This window comes from Thermobacillus sp., assembly GCF_003390775.1.
Lineage (GTDB): Bacteria > Bacillota > Bacilli > Paenibacillales > Paenibacillaceae > Thermobacillus > Thermobacillus xylanilyticus.
The window spans coordinates 18,450-40,904 of record NZ_QEWA01000052.1 but is presented as its reverse complement, the minus strand read 5'-3'; the positions used below and the strand labels follow the sequence as shown (position 1 = coordinate 40,904).

16 protein-coding genes are annotated in these 22,455 nt (G+C 62.3%); 2 read left to right on the top strand and 14 right to left on the bottom strand.

Annotated features, from left to right (window positions below; all coding sequences use genetic code 11):
* Positions 1-27 precede the first annotated feature (27 nt).
* The 9 genes from C6W55_RS15195 to C6W55_RS15155 form a co-directional block, all read right to left on the bottom strand.
* A complete protein-coding gene (locus C6W55_RS15195) occupies positions 28-900 on the bottom strand; it encodes a carbohydrate ABC transporter permease (protein WP_213484439.1) in 873 nt (290 codons plus the stop codon).
* 19 nt (positions 901-919) lie between these two features.
* Positions 920-1,897: an ABC transporter permease gene (locus C6W55_RS15190; protein WP_015256015.1), complete on the bottom strand. Its 978-nt coding sequence runs from the start codon at positions 1,895-1,897 to the stop codon at positions 920-922.
* A 169-nt stretch (positions 1,898-2,066) separates the two neighbouring features.
* A complete protein-coding gene (locus C6W55_RS15185) occupies positions 2,067-3,866 on the bottom strand; it encodes a sugar-binding protein (RefSeq protein WP_286893609.1) in 1,800 nt (599 codons plus the stop codon).
* Positions 3,867-3,928: 62 nt separating this feature from the next.
* Positions 3,929-5,755 carry a sugar-binding protein gene (locus tag C6W55_RS15180; RefSeq protein ID WP_286893608.1) on the bottom strand — a complete coding sequence of 609 codons (1,827 nt, stop codon included), beginning with the start codon at positions 5,753-5,755 and terminating at the stop codon, positions 3,929-3,931.
* Positions 5,756-5,977: 222 nt separating this feature from the next.
* Positions 5,978-8,275 carry a glycoside hydrolase family 95 protein gene (locus C6W55_RS15175; protein ID WP_286893607.1) on the bottom strand — a complete coding sequence of 766 codons (2,298 nt, stop codon included), beginning with the start codon at positions 8,273-8,275 and terminating at the stop codon, positions 5,978-5,980.
* 145 nt (positions 8,276-8,420) lie between these two features.
* Entirely contained in the window at positions 8,421-10,439 is a 2,019-nt protein-coding gene (locus tag C6W55_RS15170) for a glycoside hydrolase family 127 protein (protein WP_286893605.1), read from the bottom strand.
* A 178-nt stretch (positions 10,440-10,617) separates the two neighbouring features.
* On the bottom strand, positions 10,618-11,517 hold the full coding sequence (locus C6W55_RS15165; RefSeq protein ID WP_286893603.1) for a carbohydrate ABC transporter permease: 900 nt from the start codon (positions 11,515-11,517) through the stop codon (positions 10,618-10,620).
* A 19-nt stretch (positions 11,518-11,536) separates the two neighbouring features.
* Complete coding sequence (locus C6W55_RS15160) at positions 11,537-12,391, bottom strand: ABC transporter permease (RefSeq protein ID WP_286893616.1); 855 nt, start codon at positions 12,389-12,391, stop codon at positions 11,537-11,539.
* Between the two features lie 179 nt (positions 12,392-12,570).
* The gene (locus C6W55_RS15155; RefSeq protein WP_286893602.1) at positions 12,571-14,211 is read right to left on the bottom strand and encodes an extracellular solute-binding protein; all 1,641 of its coding nucleotides are present in this window, start codon (positions 14,209-14,211) and stop codon (positions 12,571-12,573) included.
* Between the two features lie 197 nt (positions 14,212-14,408).
* Here C6W55_RS15155 and C6W55_RS15150 point away from each other — a divergent pair, with 197 nt between their 5' ends.
* On the top strand, positions 14,409-14,726 hold the full coding sequence (locus tag C6W55_RS15150; RefSeq protein ID WP_286893600.1) for a hypothetical protein: 318 nt from the start codon (positions 14,409-14,411) through the stop codon (positions 14,724-14,726).
* 19 nt (positions 14,727-14,745) lie between these two features.
* Here the strand turns inward: C6W55_RS15150 and C6W55_RS15145 are convergent, their stop codons facing one another.
* From C6W55_RS15145 to C6W55_RS15135, 3 genes are read right to left on the bottom strand one after another with little or no spacing between them, the layout of a single operon-like run.
* Complete coding sequence (locus tag C6W55_RS15145) at positions 14,746-16,104, bottom strand: ABC transporter substrate-binding protein (protein WP_286893599.1); 1,359 nt, start codon at positions 16,102-16,104, stop codon at positions 14,746-14,748.
* Entirely contained in the window at positions 16,101-18,050 is a 1,950-nt protein-coding gene (locus tag C6W55_RS15140) for a sensor histidine kinase (RefSeq protein WP_286893598.1), read from the bottom strand. Before C6W55_RS15140 ends, C6W55_RS15145 begins: the two co-directional genes overlap by 4 nt.
* Complete coding sequence (locus C6W55_RS15135) at positions 18,050-19,813, bottom strand: response regulator transcription factor (protein WP_286893597.1); 1,764 nt, start codon at positions 19,811-19,813, stop codon at positions 18,050-18,052. The genes C6W55_RS15140 and C6W55_RS15135 overlap by 1 nt, the downstream gene beginning before the upstream one ends.
* 96 nt (positions 19,814-19,909) lie before the next feature.
* Between C6W55_RS15135 and C6W55_RS18290 the strand changes: the two genes are divergently transcribed.
* Positions 19,910-20,485: a tubby C-terminal domain-like protein gene (locus C6W55_RS18290; RefSeq protein WP_483316369.1), complete on the top strand. Its 576-nt coding sequence runs from the start codon at positions 19,910-19,912 to the stop codon at positions 20,483-20,485.
* 11 nt (positions 20,486-20,496) lie between these two features.
* On the opposite strand, the gene C6W55_RS15125 is transcribed toward C6W55_RS18290, so the two are convergent.
* Together C6W55_RS15125 and C6W55_RS15120 are read right to left on the bottom strand one after the other, a co-directional pair.
* The gene (locus C6W55_RS15125; RefSeq protein ID WP_286893594.1) at positions 20,497-21,618 is read right to left on the bottom strand and encodes a sn-glycerol-1-phosphate dehydrogenase; all 1,122 of its coding nucleotides are present in this window, start codon (positions 21,616-21,618) and stop codon (positions 20,497-20,499) included.
* The gene (locus C6W55_RS15120; protein WP_286893593.1) at positions 21,615-22,424 is read right to left on the bottom strand and encodes an HAD-IIA family hydrolase; all 810 of its coding nucleotides are present in this window, start codon (positions 22,422-22,424) and stop codon (positions 21,615-21,617) included. The genes C6W55_RS15125 and C6W55_RS15120 overlap by 4 nt, the downstream gene beginning before the upstream one ends.
* Between the last annotated feature and the right edge of the window lie 31 nt (positions 22,425-22,455).

Below are 22,455 nucleotides of genomic sequence, written 5' to 3'. Positions count from 1 at the left end.
GCTTGCGCTTTAATAACAAATGGGAAGTTATTCCTTGACCGAGCCGAGCATGATGCCCGCCACGAAGTACTTCTGCAGGAACGGATACACGCAGATGATCGGAGCGATCGACACGATCATCGCGGTCACCTGCAGCGAGTAGCTGGTGACCGATGACGCGCCGGCGGCGGCCTCGATCGCCTCCTGCGGCACCCGGCTCTGGTTGATGATCTCGATCAGCCGGTAGGACAGCGTCCGCAGATACTCTGCCCGGACGAAGTAGGCGGAATCGAGCCATGAATTCCAATGCCCGACCCCGACGAACAAAGCCATCGTGGCGATGAGCGGCTTGGAGATCGGCAGAATGATCCGATAGAAAATCTTCAGCTCGCTCGCGCCGTCCATCCACGCCGATTCCTTCAGATCATTCGGAATCTCCCGGAAGAACGAGATCGCGATCAGCAGGAAGAACGTGTTCAGCATCCCCGGGATGATGTAAGTGGCGAACGAATTGAGCAGCCCAAGGGAGCGCAGCACAACGTAGTACGGAATCAGGCCGCCCGAGAAATACATGGCGAAGATGACCAGGGAAAAGTAAACCTTGCTGAACACCAGCCCTTTGTGCGACAGGCCGTACGCCACCAGACAGGTGAACAGCACGCCCGTGACGGCGCCGACGACCGTCCGCGCAATGCTCATGAACAGCGCGGACAGCCATTTCGAATCGTTGAAGAACGTCTTGTAGTTCTCCAGCGTGAAATCCGAAGGCCAGAAGTATGCTCCTCCCAGGAGCGCGTCCGTGCCCGAGTTGAAAGATGTGACAAGCAGATAATAGAACGGATAGGCGGTGACGAAGAAAATGAGTGACAGCAGCAAATAGTTGACGCCGTCAAATATCCGGTCTTCCAAGCGCCCTTTCATGATGACCCTCCTGACGGTATTAGAACAAGCTGGTTCCGGACACCTTCCTCGCGATCGCGTTGCTGGTGAAGATCAGGATGACGGAGATGACCGATTGAACCAGATCGATGGCCGCGGCATACGAATATCGGCCCTGGGCCAGCCCGACTTTGAAGGCGTAGGTCTGCACAATCTCCGAGGTGTCGTTGTTGCCGGCATTGCCCATCAGGAAGGCCTGGTCGAAGTTGGAACCGACGAGCCCGCCTCCGAGAATGCTTCCGATCGTCAGAATGAGCACCACGACCACCGTTCCCCGGATGCCCGGCAGCGTAATATGCCAGATCCGGGCCAGCCTTCCGGCTCCGTCGATCTGGGCCGCCTCGTAGAGCGTCGGATTGATGCCGGCGATGGCCGCCAGGAAAATGATGGCCCACCATCCGGCTTCCTTCCACATCGCGCTGCCGACGGCCAGTCCCCAGAAATAGTTCGGGCTCGTCAGGATCGGCAGCGGTTTGTCGATCCATCCCCAGTCCAGGAGCAATTGATTGATCAACCCGACGTTGCTGGAGAAGAAAGTGAACGACAGCCCGAGCACGACCACCCAGGAGATGAAGTGAGGCAGGTAGCTGGCGGTCTGCACCACCCTTTTGAACGCCATGTTCTTCGCTTCGTTCAGCATGATGGCGAACAGGATGGGGATCGGGAACGTGAAGATGACCTTCAGAAAGCTGAGCACCAGCGTGTTTCGCACGATGTCGTAAAATTTGTAGTCGTTGTAGAACTCGATGAAATATTTGAATCCGGCCCAGCTGCTGGTGAAAATCCCCTTGATGCCCTGCACGATGGTGTAATTTTTGAAGGCCATCAGAATGCCGAACATCGGCGTATAGGCGAAGACCAGCAAATACAGGATGCCGATCCAGACGAAGAGATGCAGGGTTCGCTGCCGTTTGAAACGCTTCCAAACAAGCGATGACCGAATCGGTTTGGCATCGGTTGTATTCGTGTCGGCGGTCATGGCGCAAACACTCCTTTCACTTTTCATTGTAGGGAAGCGGCTGTTTGAAAGGCAGACATGATTTTGAAGATGCGTGTGTGCATTTTTTATATTGTTTGTAAGCGTTTTCATTTTTGGTTAAGAAAGAAAGCCCCCGGTTCCGTTTGCACGGAAACGCGGGGGACGCGGATCAAGCCTCGCCTTGGAACAGATCCGGCAAAATGTTGTAAATGTATTGGTTCTGCCAATACCAGGTGTGCGACCCGCCCTCGGCTTCGATGAAATAGAAGTTGCCTTTGTCGAGGTTCGACGAGTAGCGGAAGACATCGTCCAGCTGCTTCATCGCTTCGATCTGCGGCTTCAGATTCGGATAAGCGATATCCTGCGTGCCCGTGGCGCTGAAGATGTAGAAATCGTGCGGCTTGTAGCCCGACTTGCGGACAACCTGCGCAAGGAACTTCGCCGTTTCCTCAGGCCGGGTGCCGCCGCTCCTTTCACCGAGCGCCCAGCTGTCGCCGCTGAGCGGGATGTAGTATTTGAAGTAGTCCAGACCGCCCTTGGCGAACAGATGCCATGTCGTCACCGATCCCATCGAGAACCCGCCGAACGCGCGGTGAGCCCGGGACGCCTTCAAATCTTTAAGGCTTGCCGAGTTCGCGTATGTGTTGTACTTCGACTCCACCAGCGGAACAATATCGTGGATCAATTCTTCGTGGAACAGGGCGACATCGTTCTTCCCGCCGTAGAAGGTCGGCGTCACGACGATGAGCGGCTCGATGTCGCCGCGGGCGATCATGTTGTCGATAATCTTTTTGAGCGCCCGGTTTTCGCCCGGTCCGCCGAAGAGCAGATCCTCATTCTCGCCGCCGCCGTGCATCAGATACAGCACGTTGTACTTCGTGCCTTTGTCGGATGCGTTATAGCCGTGCGGGAGATAGACGTGCAGCCGCTTCTTGTCCTTGCCTCCGTCCAGGTTCGCCGTCTCGTACGACAGCGTCTCGATCGTTCCGGGCTGGTCGCTCTCAGCCAGGTATTCGACCGGAAGCGGCGTGAAATATTTCTCGTTCGCGGCTTCTTCCGTCATCTCCAGCGCGCCGATCGCTTCCGCAAGCGAGGCATACTGTTCATCGATCTGCTGCTGCGTCACTTCCGTGCTGCCCAGCAGGCTGTCCGCGGCAATTTGAAGGACGGCATCTCTCACGACTTCCGGATTTTTGTACAGCGAGTAATCGATGGACAGCGCTTTCTTGATCAGGTTGAGCAAATCATAGGGATTGAGACCGCTCGTCTCGCGTGCATTCTTCCCGACCAGCACAATCTCGCCGAACAGGCTCGTATCGTCCCAGGCCATGCCCGTCGAATCGAACAGATTGAGTGTGCCGACGCGCTCTTCGCCCACCGCATCGTTGATCTGCAGCTCGATGCCCAGGACGGTGCCGTTGGCCGGCTTCTTCTTGAGGGCGACCCGGGCTTCGATGACATAGCCGTCGTCCGTCTTGGTCGCAGCGGTATAGAATCGTGAGGCGTCGCCTTTGTCTACGGATTGAACGTTGTCGATGTTGACGCGGAAATGCAGATCATCCGCGCCGAATTCCCGGGTCTTGTCGTTGTTTTCGTCCAGGAAGATTTCGAGCGAATCCTGCATGTACGGCGTTCCGGACCGGGTGGACAGCTGGCCGTCCTTCACTTCCGCCAGGATGTAGAGTGCACGGTCATCCCACAGCGCCCTGAACGTTGCGCTCGCGTTGGTGTTGCCGGATGAATGCCGCGGTTGGTACGGCCGCGCCTTCTCCCATACTTCATCGATCCGGCCGTCGATGACCGGCGATCCGAACTGGGCGATAATTCTTCCGTTCATGGATGCCTCCTTGATTTCAACCTGCGCAGCAGCCGCTCTGGCGTAATCTCCGGTCTGGATGTTGATCAGCAGCGCGCTGAATAGTGATGCCGCGGCCAATGCCGCGCCGAACCTTTTGGTTTTCCGTCTCATAACGGATCGATCCTCCCCTTCCGCATCCGGTTTTGCAACTTCGTTTTAGCTTGCCGGGTTTTTCAAGACTCGCCTTTGAACAGATCCGGCAAAATGTTGTAAATGAACTGATTCTGCCAATACCAGGTGTGCGTGCCGCCTTCGCCCGCGATGAAGTAGAGATTGCCTTTCGCCGGGTCCGATGAATAGGGGAACACATCGGACAACTGCCTCATCGCCTCGATCTGGTCGTGCAGTCCCGGATAAGCGAAGTCCTGCGTGCCCGCGGCGCTGAAAATGTAGTATTCATGCGGCTCGTAGCCGGATTTCCGCACCACATCCGCAAGGAATTCCGCCGTTTGCGCCGCATCGCCGCTTCCGCCCAATCCGAAACCCGCTCCGCTGAGCGGCATGTAATATTTGATGTAATCCAGGCAGTGGGCGAAAATATGCCAGGTCGTGGCCGAACCCATGGAGAACCCGCCGAATGCGCGATGGGCCCGGGATGCCTTCAGATCTTGCAAGCTTGCCGATTTCGCATAAGTATTGTACTTCGTTTCCACCAGCGGAATGATGTCTTGCAGCAGTTCTTCGTGGAAAACGGCGATATCGCCTTTTCCGCCGTAGAACGTGGGCGTGACGACGATGAGCGGTTCAATGTCCCCGTTCGCCATCATGTTGTCGAGGATCTTCTTGAGCGAACGGTTTTCGCCCGGTCCGCCGAAGAGCAGATTTTCGTTCTCGCCCATTCCATGCATCAAGTAGAGCACATTGTACCGGGTGTTCTTGTCGGAGGCGTCGTATCCGTGCGGAAGATAGACATTCACGTACTTCGTGTCCATGCCGCCGTCCGGATTGGCCGTCCGGTAGGACAGGCGTTCGATGCTCCCCGGCTTGCCGCTCAGGGCCAAATACTCGACCGGAAGCGGCGTGAAATATTTCTCGTTCGCGGCTTCTTCCGTCATCTCCAGCGCGTCGATCGCTTCCGCGAGCATGGCATACTGCTCATCGATCTGCTCCTGCGTCACGTCCGCGCTGCCCAACAGGTTGGCCGCGGCAACCTGGAGAATGGCATCTTTGACGACGCCGGGATTCTTGTAGAGCGAGTAATCGATCGACAGCGCACGCTTCATCAGGTTGAGCAGATCATACGGATTGAGGCCGCTCTTGTCGCCGCGCTTCTTCCCGGTGAAGAAGATCTCGCCGAACAACCCCGTATCGTCCCATGCGCCTCCCGTCGGATCAAAAACATTGAGCGTGCCGATCCGTCCCGCACCTTCAGCGTCATTGACTTGCAGCTCGATGCCCGATACTGTGCCGTTGTCCGGTTTATTCTTGAGGCTGATCCGGGCTTCGACAATATAGCCGTCATCCGTAAGCCGCGTCGCCGTGTAGAAACGGGAGCCATCACCTTTGTCAATGGTTTGGACGTTCGCAAAATTCACGCGGAACTGCAGGTCATCCACGCCGAATTCCTTCGTCTTGTCACGGTTCTCGTCGAGGAAGATTTCCACCGAATCCTGCTCGTAGGGAAGCGGAGATTCCATGGAAAGGCTGCCGTCCTTGACTTCCGCGAGAATGTAGAGCGCATGGTCGTCCCACAGCGCTCTGAACGCTGCGGACGCCCGGGTATCCCCCGACGCATGCCGAGCCTCGACGATCCGGGCCTTGTCCCACACCGGATCGATTTCGCCGTCAATGACGGGCGATCCGTATTGGGCGACAAGGCTGTCCCGAACATTGACAGCGCTTACGATTATCCGCGTTCCCGACTCCGCCGCATGTGCAAGCGCTTCCCCGGACACTTCTGGTGAAGCTGCATGCACGCCGGACTGCGCGTTGAGCCCTGCCGCGCACAAGAGGGCTGCCGCGGCCCATGCCGCCGTGAACCGCTTCGCTCTTCGTCTCATCCATCGCTCCTCCCATACTTGATTTTTTGCGGATAATTGGTTGCAATTTCGTTTTAGCATGCGTTTGTTCCATTTTATTCCGTCAAGCCCAAAAATACAATCACCAATTTCTTTGTCTGCGCCTGGATTTCATCCGTGCCGCCCTCCGAGCATGACGCAGACATCAACGGCGGGTCCGCGCAGCCGCGCGAACCCGCCGAATTCCCGAGGGGTAATCCTCCGTCAGAATTGAATGGGTATCGTATCGCCCTTGCTCGTCTCCAATTGCACGGACCGGTCCCCGTAATAAATCCGGCAGATACCGCCGCACAGGGCATGCAGCGAGGCTTCCGTGAGCCGTCCGTTCTCCCAGGCGAAAGCCAGCTCGAAACCGCCGCGTGCCCGCAGCCCTTTCACCCTGCCCCGCGACCATTGCGCCGGCAGCGCCGGCAAGAGCTCGATCTCATACACGGCGGTTGTGCCGTCATAGCGGCTCCTGCTCTGGAGAAGCATTTCCGCAATAGCGGCCGTTCCGCCGAAATTGCCGTCAATCTGCATCGGAAGCGGCGGTTTCTCGTTGAGCAGATTCGGGTTGGCCGACAGCGCGATCAGATTGACGAGACGGCGGTGCGCCATCCGGGCATTGCGCAGATGCGCATGCAGGGCAATCCGCCAGGCGGCCGGCCACGCGCGGAAATCGTGGGTGCCGCGAAGTTCCAGGCTCCGCCCGACCGCTTCGGCCAGTTCCGGCGTGTCCTTGACGGAAATCTGGTTCCCGGGGTACAGCCCGTACAGATGGGAGACGTGGCTGTTGTGATCGTCGGGCCGGTCCCAATCCTCCGCCCATTCCTGCAATTGGTCGTATTTTCCGATCTGCATGCCGGGCAGCCGCGCCATCGCCTCCTCGAGTTCCCCGCGGAAATCTTCATCCACGCCCAGCATCTCCGCCGCTTTCATGCACCGTTGGAAGAGATCGCGGATCAGTTGAATGTCCATCGTCGCCGCACAGGTCAGATAGCGTCTCCGCCCCTTGTCGTCAATGTAATGATTCTCGGGGGAATAGGACGGATTGGTCACCAGCTTGCCGGCGAGCCGGGTGCCCTCCGGCGCTTCCGTCAGATAGTCGAGCACGAACAGGGCCGCTTCGCGCAGCGCCGGATACACCCTGTTCCGCAGAAACGCCTGGTCCGGACAATATTCGTAGTGGTCCCACAGATGCTGCACCAGCCAGACGCCGCCCATCGGCCAGACGGCCGCGTCGTAATCGACCGGGGTCGCGGCCCGCCACAGATCCGTGTTGTGATGAACCACGAACCCTCTGCAGCCGTAGTGCGTTTCGGCGGTTTCCGCCCCGGTGATGCGGAGGTCGTCGATCAGGTCGAACAGGGGAAGATGGCACTCCCGCAGGTTGCCCGATTCCGCCGGCCAATAGTTCATCTGCACGTTGATGTTCGTCGTCCATTTGCTTCCCCAGAGCGGCCAGGGATCGTCGTTCCAGATGCCCTGGAGATTGGCGGGCTGTCCGCCGGGCCGCGAAGACGCGATGAGCAGATAGCGGCCGTATTGGTAAAACAGCGCGGCCAGCCCGGGGTCTTCCGTCTCGGCGTACATCCGCACCCGCTCATCCGTCGGCGTGCCGTCGCCTGCGCCGTCCCCGAGTTCCAGCTCGACCCTGCGGTACAGCGCGGTGTAATCCTCCAGATGGCGTCCGAGCAGTTCCCCGTACGTCTTGCCTTGCAGGCGTTCGATCACGCCGGCCGCCTTGGCGCCCGGGTCCCCGTCGATGCTGCGGTAATTCACGAAGCTGGTTGCGGCCGAGAAAATCAGCGTGACCGCGTCTGCTCCCCTGACCTCGAGCGCCTGCTCCCCTCGGAGGACACGGCCGCCCTCGGAGAAAGCGCGCAGCCGCGCTTCGAACCGCACCCCCGGCCCGTCCCAGCCGGCGTTGAGCCGTCTCGGCCTTGCTTCCCGCTTGCCCGCCTGTCCGGTCAGGACCAGCGTGTCGTCGCCCGCGAAACGGACCCGCTGCTCCCCGTTGGCCGCGGCAAGCTCCCCGGCCATGTCGATCTTGCCCGGACAGTCGGATGAAATCCGCATGATGATCGCCTGATCGGGGTACGAGCAGAACACTTCGCGCGTGTACGTCACCCCGTTCACCCGATATCGGGTGGTTGCAACGGCCCGGTCCAGATCGAGTTCCCGGTAATAATCCCGGCCATCCGCATGGCCCGGAAAATGGAGCATCATATCGCAGCACGGGAGAAAAGCGTGCAGCAGTTCGGGATCGCCTTTCATCCGTTCATCGAACAGCTGCTGCGCTTCCTCGACCTTGTCCTGAAAGATCAACTCCCGGACCTGCCGCAAATATCGGGACGCGCCCGGCCGGCGGTAATCGTGCGGTCCGCCCGACCAGAACGTCTCCTCGTTGATCTGAAGCCTTTCCCGCTCCATGCCGCCGTGCACCATCGCGCCCAATCTGCCGTTGCCGATTGGCAACGCTTCCAACCAATCCGATGCCGGTTTCACATACCACAGTTTCATGCGGCGCCCCTCCTGTTCAAGCCCTGTTTCCCTCCATTCTATGGGTCGCGCGTGCCCGTCCGCCAGCCATCATTTCTAAGATTCGGGTGTCGGATTTTCATAAGAAAAAGCCCCGGCGTTGTGAAAAACGCCGGGACTCTCCCGATTACCGGTACCGCACCCACACCGCCATCTCGCCTTCGCCCCGGTTGCCCCAGAGATAATAGGGGATCGCCCGGAACGCGGCCGGCTCTTCGCAGCGGGCGCCGTCCTCCTCTTCCAGCGGCAAGTACAACGCGTCCGCCCAGTCGCGCGCCCCTTCGCGGAACGCGCGCCCCTCGATCACGACGCAGCCGCCGAGCAGCTGCGCGTCATACGTTGCGGTCAACGGCGTCTGCGTGTCGATCGCGAGCGCGCTCAGCGGTCCGCCCGTATTGTCGGCGGACTCGAGGCAGTAGACGAGCGGCCCGCGCTGGATCGCGACGCGGCCGGCGTCGGCCCGCACCTCCGGGCGGGCGGCGAGCAGCCGGATCGTCATGTCGAGCTTAAGCTCGACCGTATCGCCCGGCTGCCAATCGCGGCGGATGTACGCGTAGCCGTCCCGCACCTCCGGCGCGATCCGCTCGCCGTTCACCGCAATCTCCGACGTTCGGCTCCAGCCCGGCAGCCTGAGCGCGAGGGTGAACGCCGATAAGCCGCCCGCTTCGGGCGTCACCGTCAGCATCACGGCGCCGTCCCACGGATAGTTTGTTTCCTGCCGAACGAAGACCGTGCCGCCGTCATGTCCGCCGCCTTCCTTGCCGACGTTCAGCCGCGCCTCTCCGCCGATGTACAGATGCGTGTACACGATGCCGGATTCGGCGTCGACGTCGTAAACATAGCCGCCGAGCGACGCGATCAGCCGCGCGATGTTCGGCGGGCAGCAGGCGCAGCCGAACCAGCGCTGCCGCACCGGCTTCACGTGATGCTTGCCGGGGTTGCTACGGCAAGCCTCCGGCCATACCTCCAGCGGATTCACATAGAAATAGCGTTTCCCGTCCTGTGACATGCCCGCAAGCACCGTATTGTACAACGCCCGCTCCATCACGTCGCCGTATTCGCCTTTAGCCTCGATCTGCAGCATTCGCTTCGCGAACATGATGAGGCCGATCGACGCGCACGACTCCGCGTAGGCCGTATCGTTCGGGAGATCGTAGTCCGTGGTGAACGCTTCCAGGTGATGCGTCGAGCCGACGCCGCCCGTCACATACATCCGCTTGCGCGTCGTGCTCCGCCACAGCCGCCGGCACGCTTCCAGCAGCGACTCGTCGCCGTTCTCCGCCGCGAGATCCGCCATCGCCGCGTACAGATACATGGCGCGGACGGCGTGGCCGACCGCGTCGGTCTGCTCCCGCACCGGGCGGTGCGCCTGGTGGTATTCCAGATTAATCGGTGCCGGCCGCTTGAGGAAGAAGTTGATCCGCCCCCGCTTCTCCCATTCTTCGCGCAGGAAGTTCGGCTCCCGGCCCCGCTCGTCGACGAAAAACGCCGCCAGCCGCAAATACCGCTCTTCTCCCGTCACCCGGTACAACTTCACGAGCGCCAGCTCGATCTCCTCGTGGCCATCGTAGCCGCGGAGCTGCCCTTCGTTCGGTCCGAACACCCGGTCGATGCAATCCGCGAGCCGGCACGCGACGTCCAGCACCTTCCGTTTGCCGGTCGCCTCGTAATACGCGCACGCCGCCTCGATCAGGTGGCCGGCGGTGTACAGCTCGTGGCAATCCGCCAGGTTCGTCCACCGCTTGTCCGGTTCCTTGATTGTGAAGTACGTGTTCAGATAGCCGTCCTCGCCCTGCGCCTCCGCGATGAGATCGATAACGTCGTCGGCGAGCCGCTCCAGCTCCGGGTCCGGATGCGTCATGAGCGAATAGCCGACCGCCTCGAGCCATTTCGCCACATCGGTGTCCTGGAAGACGAACCCGTGGAACTCTCCTTGCTTCCGGCCCGCCGCGATCTCGAAATTGGCGATCGCATGGCTCGGCTCCGCGTCCGGCACCCGGTCGTGCAGCGCCTCGTACTGGTACGGAATGACGACCTCGCGGACGAGGTCGCGGTATCTTGACCAGAAGGCGTCCGTGAACTTCACCCGGCCCGCCGGCAGCGGCCGGAGCGGCTGCGGGTGCCTTTGCGCCGTATGGGTTGACATGCGCCGTTCCTCCTCTCATGGTTGCAGATCGTGTTAGAAGTTTTCGCTCAGCCCCGGGCAATTTCCTGCGAGCGGCTCAGGGCTGTAACGTGCATACCACGTTACGGCCCCGCAATCTCCACCCGGCGGCAGGCTGTAACGTGCATAGCACGTTACGGCCCCGCAATCTCCGCTCGCATCACCCCTTCACCGAGCCGATCATGACGCCCTTCTCGAAATACTTCTGAATGAACGGGTAGACAAGCAGAATCGGCAGCGTCGAGACGATGATGACGCCGTACTTGATCTGGTCCGCATACCGCTGGGCGTAGCCGCCGGCCTGGCCGCCGGTGCCCGCGCCGCTCTGGAACACCTGGTTCGAGAGCAGGATGTCGCGCAGCACGATCTGCAGCGGCTGCAGGTCATTGTTGCGCACATAGACCAGCGCGGTGAAGAAATCGTTCCAATGCGCCACCGCATAGTACAGGCCGATGACGGAGATGACCGCCTTCGAGAGCGGCAGCGCCACGCTCCAGAAGAAGCGGAAGTGCCCGCATCCGTCCATTGCCGCCGCCTCGTACAGTTCGCGCGGCAGCGACGTCTCGAAGAACGTGCGCACGATGATCAGGTTGTAGACGTTCACGCAGAACGGAAAAATGAACACCCACATCGTGTTCGTCATCCCGAGCCCTTTGATGAGCAGATAGGTCGGGATCAGGCCGCCGCTGAAAAACATCGTCACCACGAACACGAACATGAGGAAGCGCCGCGCCCGGAACTCCTGCCGGGACAGCGCATACGCCGCCGGCAGCGTGAACAGCAGATTGACGAACGTGCCCAGCGTCGTGTAGAGCATCGTGTTCCGGTACCCCCGCCAGATGCGCGTGTCGTCGAAAATCTCGTTGTACCCGAACAGGCTGAAGCCCCTGGGCCAGAGCCACACTTTGCCCGTCGCCACCATCGTCGAATCGCTGACCGACGCGATGACGACGAAGTACAGCGGGTAGGCGACGATCAGGAAGACGAGGATGCAGGCTGCCGCGATGAACGCATCGAACAGCACGTCGCCCGGCGTCCGCTTCCGCAAAATCCATCCCATGACACGTTCCCTCCCCCGCCTACCACAGACTGATGTTCGACACGCGCCGTGCAATCTGGTTCGTGACGAACAGGAAGAAGAAATTGATCACCGTGTTGAACAGCCCGATCGCCGCCGAGTAGCTGAACTGGTTCGACAGGATGCCGATCTTGTAAACATAGGTCGAGATCACTTCCGATACGGGCAAGTTGAGTGTGTTCTGCATGAGGAAGATTTTCTCGAACCCGGTCGTCAGCACGCCGCCCATGCTCAGGATGAACAGGATCATGATCGTCGGCGCGATGGCGGGAAGGTCGATGTGGCGCATCGTCTGCCATTTTCCCGCTCCGTCGATTTTGGCCGAGTCGTACAGCTGCGGATCCACGGTGGACAGCGCCGCCAGATAGATGATGCTGTTCCAGCCGCAATGCTGCCAGATGTCCGACAGCACATAGACAGGGACAAACGCGCTCGTCGACGCCAGCAGGTTGATGTCGTAGCCCATGGAACGCAGCAGATAGCCGACGATGCCCGTATTCGGCGACAGCAGCACGTTCAGGAGGCCGACCAGCACGACGATCGAGATGAAATGCGGCATGTAAACGACCGTCTGCAGCACTTTCTTGCCCCGCTTCCACCGCACCTGGTTCAGGATGAGCGCCAGAATGATCGGGGCCGGGAAGCCGAGCAGAATCGTCGCCAGGCTGATCGTCACCGTGTTGCGCATGATGTCCGCGAACATGTAACTGTCGATGAATTGCTTGAAATAATGCAGCCCCCGCCATTCGCCGCCCGTCAGCCCTTTCGTGAAATCATAATCGCGGAAGGCGAGCTGAATGCCGTACATCGGCACATAGTTGAACAGCAGAATGACGACGATCGCCGGCAAAATCATGATCCAGAGCTGGCGGTCCCGCTTGAACGTCTGCCATGCCGACCTCCGCCTGCCCGGTCCGGCGGCCGTCCGGACGGCGCCGGCTGCGGTCTGAGTGGCTTGCGCCATCGATCATCAACTCCCGTGAATGACGGGGCCGCGCCCGGCCTTGCCGCGCGCGGTCGCCCGTGCCAGAATCGTCATTTGTTCCGCTTGTATTCGTCCACGTACCGCTGGATGATTTCGAGATTTTGCGGCAGCCCGGTCCGTTCGGCTTCTTTCACGTAGCTGTCCCATTCCTGCTCGATGCCGCCCGCCGTCACCCATTGCGAGAACTTCGCCATGGCGAGGTTCATCAGGTTCGTGTTGTTCAGCGCGAGCGTGCTGTTGTCCTCCGGCGTGTACTTGATGAACATCGTCGGCAGCACGTCGTTCTCCTTGTCGATCGCATTGAGCGCCGGCATGAGCGGCTCCGTCTGCGCGCCGACCGACTGCATGTCGGTGCCGAGCGTCAGCACCAGATCGTCGGCGATGTACATCGGACCGTTGTCCGCCCAGGTGGACGTCCATTTCCAGGTGCCCGGGTCCATCGCCGGATCGGCCGGCGGGAGCACTTCATACGAGCCGTCGCCGTTGTCCTTGATGTTCGGACCGATCGAACCGAACAGCACCTGCATGCTGACGACCGGATCGTACAGCTCGTTGATGAACCGCATCGCCGCTTCCTTGTTCTTCGACCTGGCCGACATGACGACCATGTTCACGCCGTAGTTGAGCGCGTCGTACGTGTAGTCCCACGACACCTGCACGTCCGAATCGGTCGTCTCGCGCAGCGGCGCCATCGACGTATATTGCGGCGCCAGCGTGTTGCCGAACCGGTCCGTCACTTCCCAACCCCAGGTGAAGCCGACCTTCGCCGTGTTGCCTTCGCCGCGGGCGACCGACTGGAACTTCGTGTAGTCCTGGGTGAACACTTCCGAATTGATCAATCCGGCGGCGTAGCATTTTGCGAGGAATTGCACGAACCGTTTGTACCGCTCGTCGACGAAGAAATTTTTTACCGCGCCGTCTTCCATGAAATAGCCCTGGCCGCTCGCGTTCGTCAGCGTGATGCCCGTGCTGCCGAGCAGCACCGTCGGGTGGAAGAAGCCGAATCCGCCCGTGCCGACCGGGGCGAAGTCCATCGGAATCTCGTCGTTCGGATCGCCGTTGCCGTTCGCGTCCTGCTCCTTGAACGCGACCAGCACGTCAAACAGTTCATCCCAGGTCGTCGGCATCTTCAGGCCGAGATTGTCCAGCCACTGCTGATTGATGTATTGCCGCGTGACGGTCGCCGGCCAGAACCGCTGGTATTTCGGCAGGCCGTAGATGGAGCCGTCCATCTGCGCCGCGAGCACCCGCGTCTCCGGCTTCGCTTCGAACATCGCCTTCACGTTCGGTCCGTAGCTTTCGATCAGATCCCGGAGATCCTGGAACAGCCCCGGGAACATCGCGATGTCCGCGTCGGTGATCGCGTTCGGCCCGATGATCAGATCCGGAATGTCGCCGCTGGAGAGCAGCGCCCCTTTCTTCTGGCCCCAGTCCGCGGTCACTTCCTCCCATTCGATCTCAACGCCCGCGCGTTCTTCCGCCGCCTGCAGCCATTCCATCTCCGCGAACGGTTTCGTGAGCGGATGCTTCGTCATGATGGCGGTCAGTTTCACGCGTTTGCCCGAGCCGCCGTCCGAACCGCCGTCCGATGATCCGCCCCCGCCGCCGCCGTCGTTCTTGCCGCCGCTGCAGGCCGCAAGCGCGGATGCCGCGAGCAGGATTGCCAGAACAAGAGACCACGCCCTTTTCATCCCTTCGATTCCTCCGCTTCTGCCCGTGATATCGTTTACATTCGCCGGCAGCCGATCCGGGGCGCCGGCAGTCCCAGCCTACCAAGCGGTTCACGGGCGGAACAACGCGCACAATGATTGGAAACGGGGGATAACGATTGGATGATGGCGAGGCATAATCGTATTGCCGGATATTTCCTTTTGACGAGGTGAAGGGCATGAGCAGAAAAACGGGTTTTGCCGGCGTGCTCGCGGGCTGCCTGGGTTCCGCATGCTTGCTGTATGCCGGCCTTGCTTCATCGGGGAGCGGTGATGATTCCGTGCTGATGGTTGCTTACGGCATCCTGTCGCTGCTGGCTTTCCTCTTGTCCGCTTATTACTTGAAAAAGGCGAACGGGAAGGGCGTCCTGTATTGCGGCGCCGCTTTGACCTTGTTTTCGGTGCTGTGGATGATGTCGGTCGGATTGGTTTTGCTCCCCGGCTCCTTGCTCATCTTCATACCGTCAGCAATCCACAGGCTGGAACATCGGGAATAAAAAAGGGGCCGGCGCCCGATCAGCGGTAGAGCCCCCGGAACTCGGCCTGCACGTCCGCCGCCACGGAACGAAAGGCATCGCGGACGGACTTGCGGCCGAGCCACACCTGATCGAGCGCCGGATTCAGGATGGCGGCGATTTTCTCGTTGTTGCGGAGGTAATAGTCGAAGGAGTTGACGCCGTTCTCGATCGTCTGCCGCATGACGGCGTCCTCGTAACCGTCCGGGTGGCCGGGCTTCACGGACGCCCACCGGGCGATCAGTTCGGGCTGCGTGTAGTAATCGAGCAGAATGGGCATCCACAGCCCGTCGGCATGCAATTCGATCGCATTCTCGGGATCGAGCAGCCATTTGAAGAACAGCCAGGCTTCCTGCGGGTGACGGGTCGTCGCCGCCATGACGAGCGGTTCGCCGAACTGGATCGTATGGCTCGTCTTGAGCCTGGGCAGCACGCCGACGCCGTAATCGGCCCCCGCTGCGCCGAGGTCGAGCTGTACCCACTGGCCGTCCAGATTCATCGCGACCATGCCGCTTTCCAGCGCCAGCGCCGGCTGCGGCAGATGCTTCTCCTGCAGCGGATTCGGCGCGACATGGTGGACGTACATCAGGTCGGCGAGCCGCTGCACGGCGTCGATCACATCCGGATCTTCCAGGTTCATGCCTGTTCCGTCCGGCGCAATGATCGACGTGTTGTTGGACGGCACCATCAGATGCCACATCCACGTGTTGATCCGGACGCCGTATTGGACGATCGCATCCGGATCGAAGTCCGGGTGGTGCGCGTCGCGGCCGGCGCTGTCGAGCGTAAGCCGTTTCGCGACATCCACGAACTCGTCCCAGTCCCACGCTTCTTCCGCCCTCGTCGGGGGCGGCTCGAGGCCGGCCTTGCGGAACAGTTCGGCATTGTAGTAGAGCGCGAACGACTCCTCCGTCGCCTTGATGCCGATCACGCTGCCATTGTCTCCGCGCATGACGGCGTTCGGAATGAACGAAGATTCGCCGAGATCCGGGTCGGCCTCGAGCAGCGGACGCAGATCATACAGCTTGCCCTGCTCCGCCCATTGGACGGCGGTATGCTTGTACAGCATGTAAACATCCGGCGCCTGGTTGCCCGCATAGAGCGTGGTCAGCACCTTCACGTAATCTTCCGGAATGTGCCGGTAGATCACTTCAATCTGCGGGTATCGCTCCATGAACTTGCGCACGATCCGCTCGTGCGCCGCCCGTTCGTTCGGCGACCCCCAGGTCGCGTAGGTGATCGTGACGCGCTCCTTCCCCGCGCCGTCCGGCCGGTCCGGCACCGGGCGGCCGCATCCGCCAGCGGCGAGCATAACCGTCAGCAGAAGCAGAACGGCCCGCGTCACAGTTCGGTTTCTCATAAAAGCTGTCCCCTCCGTTCGCCCGCCGCTTCCATCGCTTCCGCCCCCGTCGACGCAACCGGCGTTTCCGCCATCAACGGCTTCGCCCGCTGCGCGCGGCTTAACGCCAGCCGGATCACAATCCGCGTGCCGCGCCCTTCATCGCTTGCGATGGCGACCCCGTACGGCGGCCCGTACAGCAGCCGGATCCGCTTCCCGACGTTCGCCATGCCGGTCGACTGGCCTTCGCCGCTGGCCATGCGCGCCAGCCGTTCCGGCGTGAAGCCGCGCCCGTTGTCCTCGACCGTGAACACCGCCGCTTCCCCTTCGCGCCGGCCGCGGATGCGGATGACGCCGCCGCCGTCCATTTCCGCGAATCCGTGGATGATCGCATTCTCGACGAACGGCTGCAGGAACAGTTTCGGCACGTCCATATCGAGCAGTTCCTCCGCCACGTCGACGTCCATCGTGAACAAATCCTCGAAACGGACGGACATGATGTACGCATATTTTTCGAGCCAGTCCAGATCGGTGCGGAGCGTCCACATCTCCCGCTTGTTGCGCGTCGTTGTCTGGAGCATGTCCGACAGGTTGAGCATGACGCGGGCCATCTCCTGCTGGCCGTTCTCGAGCGCGATCCAGTACAGCGTCGTCAACGTGTTGTACAGAAAATGCGGATTGAGCTGCAGATTGAGCGCCATCAGCTCCGCCTCCTTCTCCCGCAGCCGGGCGGCATAGTTCTCCTCGATCAGCGCCGCGATCCGCTCGTTCATCTGATTGAACAGCCGGATCACCCGGCCGAACTCATCCCGTCCGCCTTCCGGTATGCGCGCGTCAAACCTCCCCCGCTCGACCGTGCGGATCGCCTGTTTGATCCGGACGAGCGGCTTCGTGACGAGGAACGACATCAGGTAGGCGAGCACCGCGGACACCGACAGCATGACGGCGAGGAACAGGAACGTGTAGCCTTTCAGCGCGCCGAGGCCGAGCAGCGCATCCTGCACGGGAATCTCGATCCAGGAGAGCCATCCGGTGCTCGCCATCGTGTCGTAGCGGACGAGCATTTCGCTGCCGCCACGGTCGAACCGCAGCATGCCGCGTTTCTGCGCCAGCGCCTCCGCAAGCCACGGCGGCGTCTCCGGCCTGCCCGCCGCTTCCGGCTCCGACGAGGCGACGACGGTGCCGTCCGGCGCCGCAATGCCGTAGGAGAGCCTGCGGAAGCCGCTGCTTCCCGCATATTCTTCGAACAGCCGGCTGAAAAAATCGACGGTCAGGTTGACCATCAGCACCGGCTTGTCCCGATGATCCGGCAGCGTGTGAAAAATGCCCCGCTCGTCGATGTACGTCAAGTTCAGCTGTTTTACCGCCGACGCGAGCCGATCGTACTCGAATTCGAGATCCGTAAGGCGCGGCTCGTCCATGACGTCCGCGAACCGGTACGTCGGCACCCAGACGAGATCGCCGTCCGCCGCCGCCGCGGCCTCGCGCAGTCCGGAAGAGAAGAAGCCTTCCGGCGGCACGAACATCCGCGCCGCGCTGCCGAAGGCGTAATCCGGCGTCAGGATGAAGACCGAATAGATGTTGTCGTCGCCGCCGAAATAGCGGAACAGAATCTGGGTAATGCGCCGATCCGCCTTCAGCAGCGATTCGTTGTCCTCCGGATCGAGGGCGGCAAACGTCTGGTACAGTTCCTCGTCGATGGGCAGCACTTCGCTCTTGTCGCGGATGTCGCGCAGCGTCTCGTCCAGCTGCAGGTTGTGGTTCAGGACGACGCCGCCGAGGCTCTCGCTGACGTTCGCGAGCATATTGCGCGCACTGACCTGGTAATAGGCGAACCCGAGCAGCAGAATGATGAAGCTGACGAGCGCGAAGTAGGAAATGAACAGCTTCGTCCGGAAGCTGGCGCCCTCGGCGGCGTTCCCGATTGCGGCGGCGAGACGGCGGGCGGCCCGGATGACAGCGCGCATCAACCGTCCCCCGCTTCCTTGCGCAGCGCGAACATCCGCCGGAATTCGTCAGGCGAGCAGAGAAACATTTTGCGGAACACTTTATTGAAATATTTCGTATCCCGGTACCCGACCCGGCGCGCAATGTCCGCCACCCGGAAGTTGGTCTGCAGCAGCAGCTCCCGCGCCTTCCGCATGCGCGTCTGCACGAGATATTCGGAGAACGGCATGCCGGCATGCTGCTTGAACAGAATGCTGAAATAGGAAGGATTATAGTAAAACCGCTGCGCCACCGACTCCAGGCCGAGGCTCTCGTGCAAATGCGCGTCGATATACTCGCGGCATTTCCGCATGATCAACTCGCTGCGGGATTGGCGCGACACTTTGAGCCGGCCGATCAGATCGCGCAGCAGCAGCTCCGCGGCGGCCTTCACTTCGGCCCACGACGGACAGGCCATGATCTGCCGTTCGATCCGCTCGGACAGTTCGCGGCTGTCGGCTTCATCCAGCGCCGATTCCGTCCGCTTCAGGCAGCCGAGCAAGAGCTGCACGGCGGCCAGCTTCGACCGCATCGGCGGCGTACCGGGCGCCGCGATCCGTTCCAGCGACGCCATGAGAACTTCCGTCGCCCGCGGCTCATCGCAGGCGGCCGCCGCCTGTTCCAGCGCGTCGGCATCCCGGACGGCGTCAAGCGGCGCGCGCTCCTCCCGGCGCTCCGCATCGCCCGCCGCATCGGCGGCGAGCCACGTCCCCGGCGGCGCGTAGAACAGCCGGTCGAGCGCTTCAAGCGCGCTGCGGCACGATGCGTGCGCCTCCCGCTCGAGCTGCGGCGTCTCGCGGCCGATGCCGGCGCCGACCGTGCGGCCGTACAATCGGGCGAGCCGTTGCACCGCCTCCCGGAGCTTGCCGATCGCATCGTCGGAGCGGCAGCCGTCCTTCCATGCGGCCGCTATGTACAACCGGCGCGGCTCGTGTTCCGGTGCCGCGGCGGCCGCGTCCGCATGCGCCGCCAATGCCCGGAGCGCCGTCTGCCGGAGCATGCCGCGCCATTCCGCCGGGTGGGCGGGCTTGCCGCCGGCAGAGTCGCTTGCCGCGCAAGCCGGCTCGGCTGTTTCCAAGACCAGCACGCAGCCCCTCCCGGCCATCCGGAAGCGGCGCTCCCATTCCGCCCGTTCGCAGCCGGTCAAATCCCCGGCGGTCATCCATTTATAGAGCAGATGCTCGCCGTACAGCCTCGAGGCAAGCGACTCCGGCTCCGCCTCCCGCTGCTGCACGGAAGCGGCTGCATCCCGCGCGCCTGCATCCGGTTCCGGACCGCTCAAGCCGGCAGCCCCTCCGGCGGGCTCCGGCCATCCCGCGGGATGCGTCCGCCGCCCCCCGGCGCTTCGTGCCTGCTCCCGGCGCAGCTGCTTCTCCAACTTCTCCAACACGTCCGACAGCTGCTCCGGGCGCACCGGCTTCAACAAATAATCCTTGGCGCCGAGCCGGAGTGCCTGTTGGGCATAGCTGAACTCGCTGTATACGCTTACAAGAACAACCTTCGGCTGCGCCTGCTGAAGACGGCCGACCGCCTCAAGGAACTCGAGTCCGCTGGCGAGCGGCATCTGAATGTCGGTAAATACAATCTCCGGCGCGGATTCCCGCACCAGCTTGAGCGCTTCCTTGCCGTTCTTCGCTTCGTAGACGCGGTAGCCGGGCCGGAGCGAGCGAATGAGCGCGGCCAGCCCGCGCCGCTGCCGCGGTTCGTCGTCCGCCACCAGCACGCCGATCGGTTCTGCCATCATCCTTGACGCCTCCTCAGGTGGAACAACCCCGTTCTTCCTTCCTCTCATTGTACGAAAAGCCCCGTCCCCCACGAAACGGGGCTACGGGGCAATTTCATTGGAAAAAGGGCAAATGATTGGATTTTATCGGCCCGCCGACACCGCAATGTCGCCGGCCTCCGCGGAGAGCCAAACCGTCGGCACGCCCGGATCGCTCTCCACGATCCCGGGCAAGAAGGGGCGGTCGTCGGCTATATTCAGCGCTATCACGCCTCGCGAACGCAGAAGTTCGTCAATCTCCTGCTGGACAACATGGTCAACAACGTATGCGCCTGCGACCGGGAGAAGAAGCCCGTGGTCAACATCGCGGAAATCAACAATCCGGGGACTCTTCTGCGCGAAAAAAGGGTTGTCCATGTCGGCGGCCGGCTATTTCAACTCGAAAACAAGTCGAAGATCAGAACCCACCCTCGATTCTTATACCGGAAGCATGACACCGGGATCTGGATCAAAAAGGAGTTTGCCGACCGCACCGTACGTTTTATGCAAAATGACCGGACTGTGGCAGAGGCGGTTCCGGAGGGGTTGATGCCGCCCAAGTCCAGCCGTGTGGCGTTTCATTTGGCAGGTTCCGAACCGGACATCTATGAAATTGCGGCTCTCTATTACGTGTTCAATTTGAAAACCGGCTGAGCCCCGGGGAATTATTCGCCGTTGATCGCGCGCAGCAGCGTGTGCCGGTTCAGGCGCACCACATGCGCCCGGCGCAGCGCTTCGTCGCGCAGCTCGGGCTCGATCCCGAGCTCGGCCGGAACGGCAGGCCCGCCGGCGACGCGCAGCAGCCGACGCAGCTCGGCGCCGTCCGGCAGCTCCTCCAGCATGCGCCGGCAGACGTCGGGCAGCGGCCGGCCTTCCGCCGCATACCGCTTGTACAGGTCGGCGACCTCCGCGCAGGCGACGCCCACCTTCGCGCCGTGCAGCACCTGCCGGCGGCCGGTGCGGAGGAAGTGCATCTCCCAGTAATGGGAGATGTGATGCTCCGCACCGGATGCGGGATGCGACTGCCCGAACCGCAGCAGGGCGATGCCCGATTCGATGAGCGACTGCATCAGGGCGCGCACGCCTTCCTCCGTTCCCTTGCCGATCGATTCGGCATGGGACACGCAGCGCTCGAGCGCGCCCCGCGTCAGGCCCGCGATATCTTCATCATACGGCTCGCCCGCCGTCTCGCGGCCGTACACCCAGTCGAACAGCGACGTGTACTTGCCGAGCATGTCGCCGAATCCGGCCGCGATCAGCGGCTGCGGCGCCGCGCACAGCACGTCCAGGTCGGCGAACACGGCGACCGGCGCGGCCGCCGGCAGCGTGATCTTCTCGCCCCGCAGAATGAGCGGCGCGCCCTTCGACGTGAACCCGTCGACCGACGGCGCCGTCGGCACGGACACGAACGGCAGGCCGAGCGTGCAGGCGGCGTAGCGGACGATGTCGTGGATCGTGCCGCTCCCCGCCGCGGCGATCGCGTCCGCGCCGTGGTGCTGCGCCGCGATGATCGCCTGCAGCACCGACGCCTCGTCGGCGACGACGTCGCCGGCCGCGTTCGGCCGGATGATCTCCAGGCGGGCCGCACCGCCCGCCGCACCGTACCGCTCGGCCAGCCGGCTGCCGATCACCCGCGCCGTCGTCTCATCCGCGACGAAGAGCGCGCGCTTCAGGCCGGCATCCAGCAGGTACGGCACCGCCTCGTCCGCTGCGCCCCGCGCGAGCCGGATCGGGTCCGGCAGGCCTGCGGCCTTGCCTCCCCCAAGCACTTCCGATGCACCGTTCATCGTTCCATCTCCTCCAGCAGCCGGCGGATGTCCGCCAGCGAATCGAGAATCCAGTCCGGCCGTTCGGTCTCATCGAGCGCCATCGCCGCCTCCCTCGTCCCCGAGCCGGTCAGCACGAGCGCCGTCCGGAGCCCCATGCGCCGGCCCATCGCGATGTCCGATGCCAGGCTGTCGCCAATGACCATGCATCGCTCCGGCGGCAGCCCGAGCCGGTCCAGCGCGGCTTCGGCCATAAGCGGCGAAGGCTTGCCCACGACCGTGTCCACTTCCGTCCCGGTCGTGTGCGTGAGCGCCGCCAGCAGCCCGCCGACATCGATCGCTTCCCCGTCCTCGCCGGGGAACGTCCTGTCGGCGTTCGTCGCGATGATGCGGGCGCCGGCCCGGACCGCGCGGAACGCGTCGTTCAGCTCCGCGTAAGTGAGCGTCTCGTGCAGCGTCACGACGAGCCGGTCCGCTTCCTGCGGCCGCGCGGCGAACCGGACGCCGTGCGCTGCCAGCTCGTCCCGCAGCCCCTGCTCGCCGAGCACCCAGACGCGCGCGTCCGGCTCATGCTCCGCCAGATACCGGGAGACCACCGACGAGGTCAGGATAATGTCCTCCGCTTCGCACGGAATGCCGATCGCTTCCAGCCGTTCGCGGCACATGCGCCGCGAAATGTTGCCCCGGTTGCTCAGGAAGACGATGCGTTTTCCCTTCGCCCGCAAATATGCGACCGCCTCCGCCGCCCCCGGGATCGGGCGGCTCCCCGTATAAACCGTGCCGTCCAGATCGAGAATGAACCCGTCCGGCGACCAACCCTTCGCCATGCGTCACCGCCCCGCAATTCCACGTTGAATC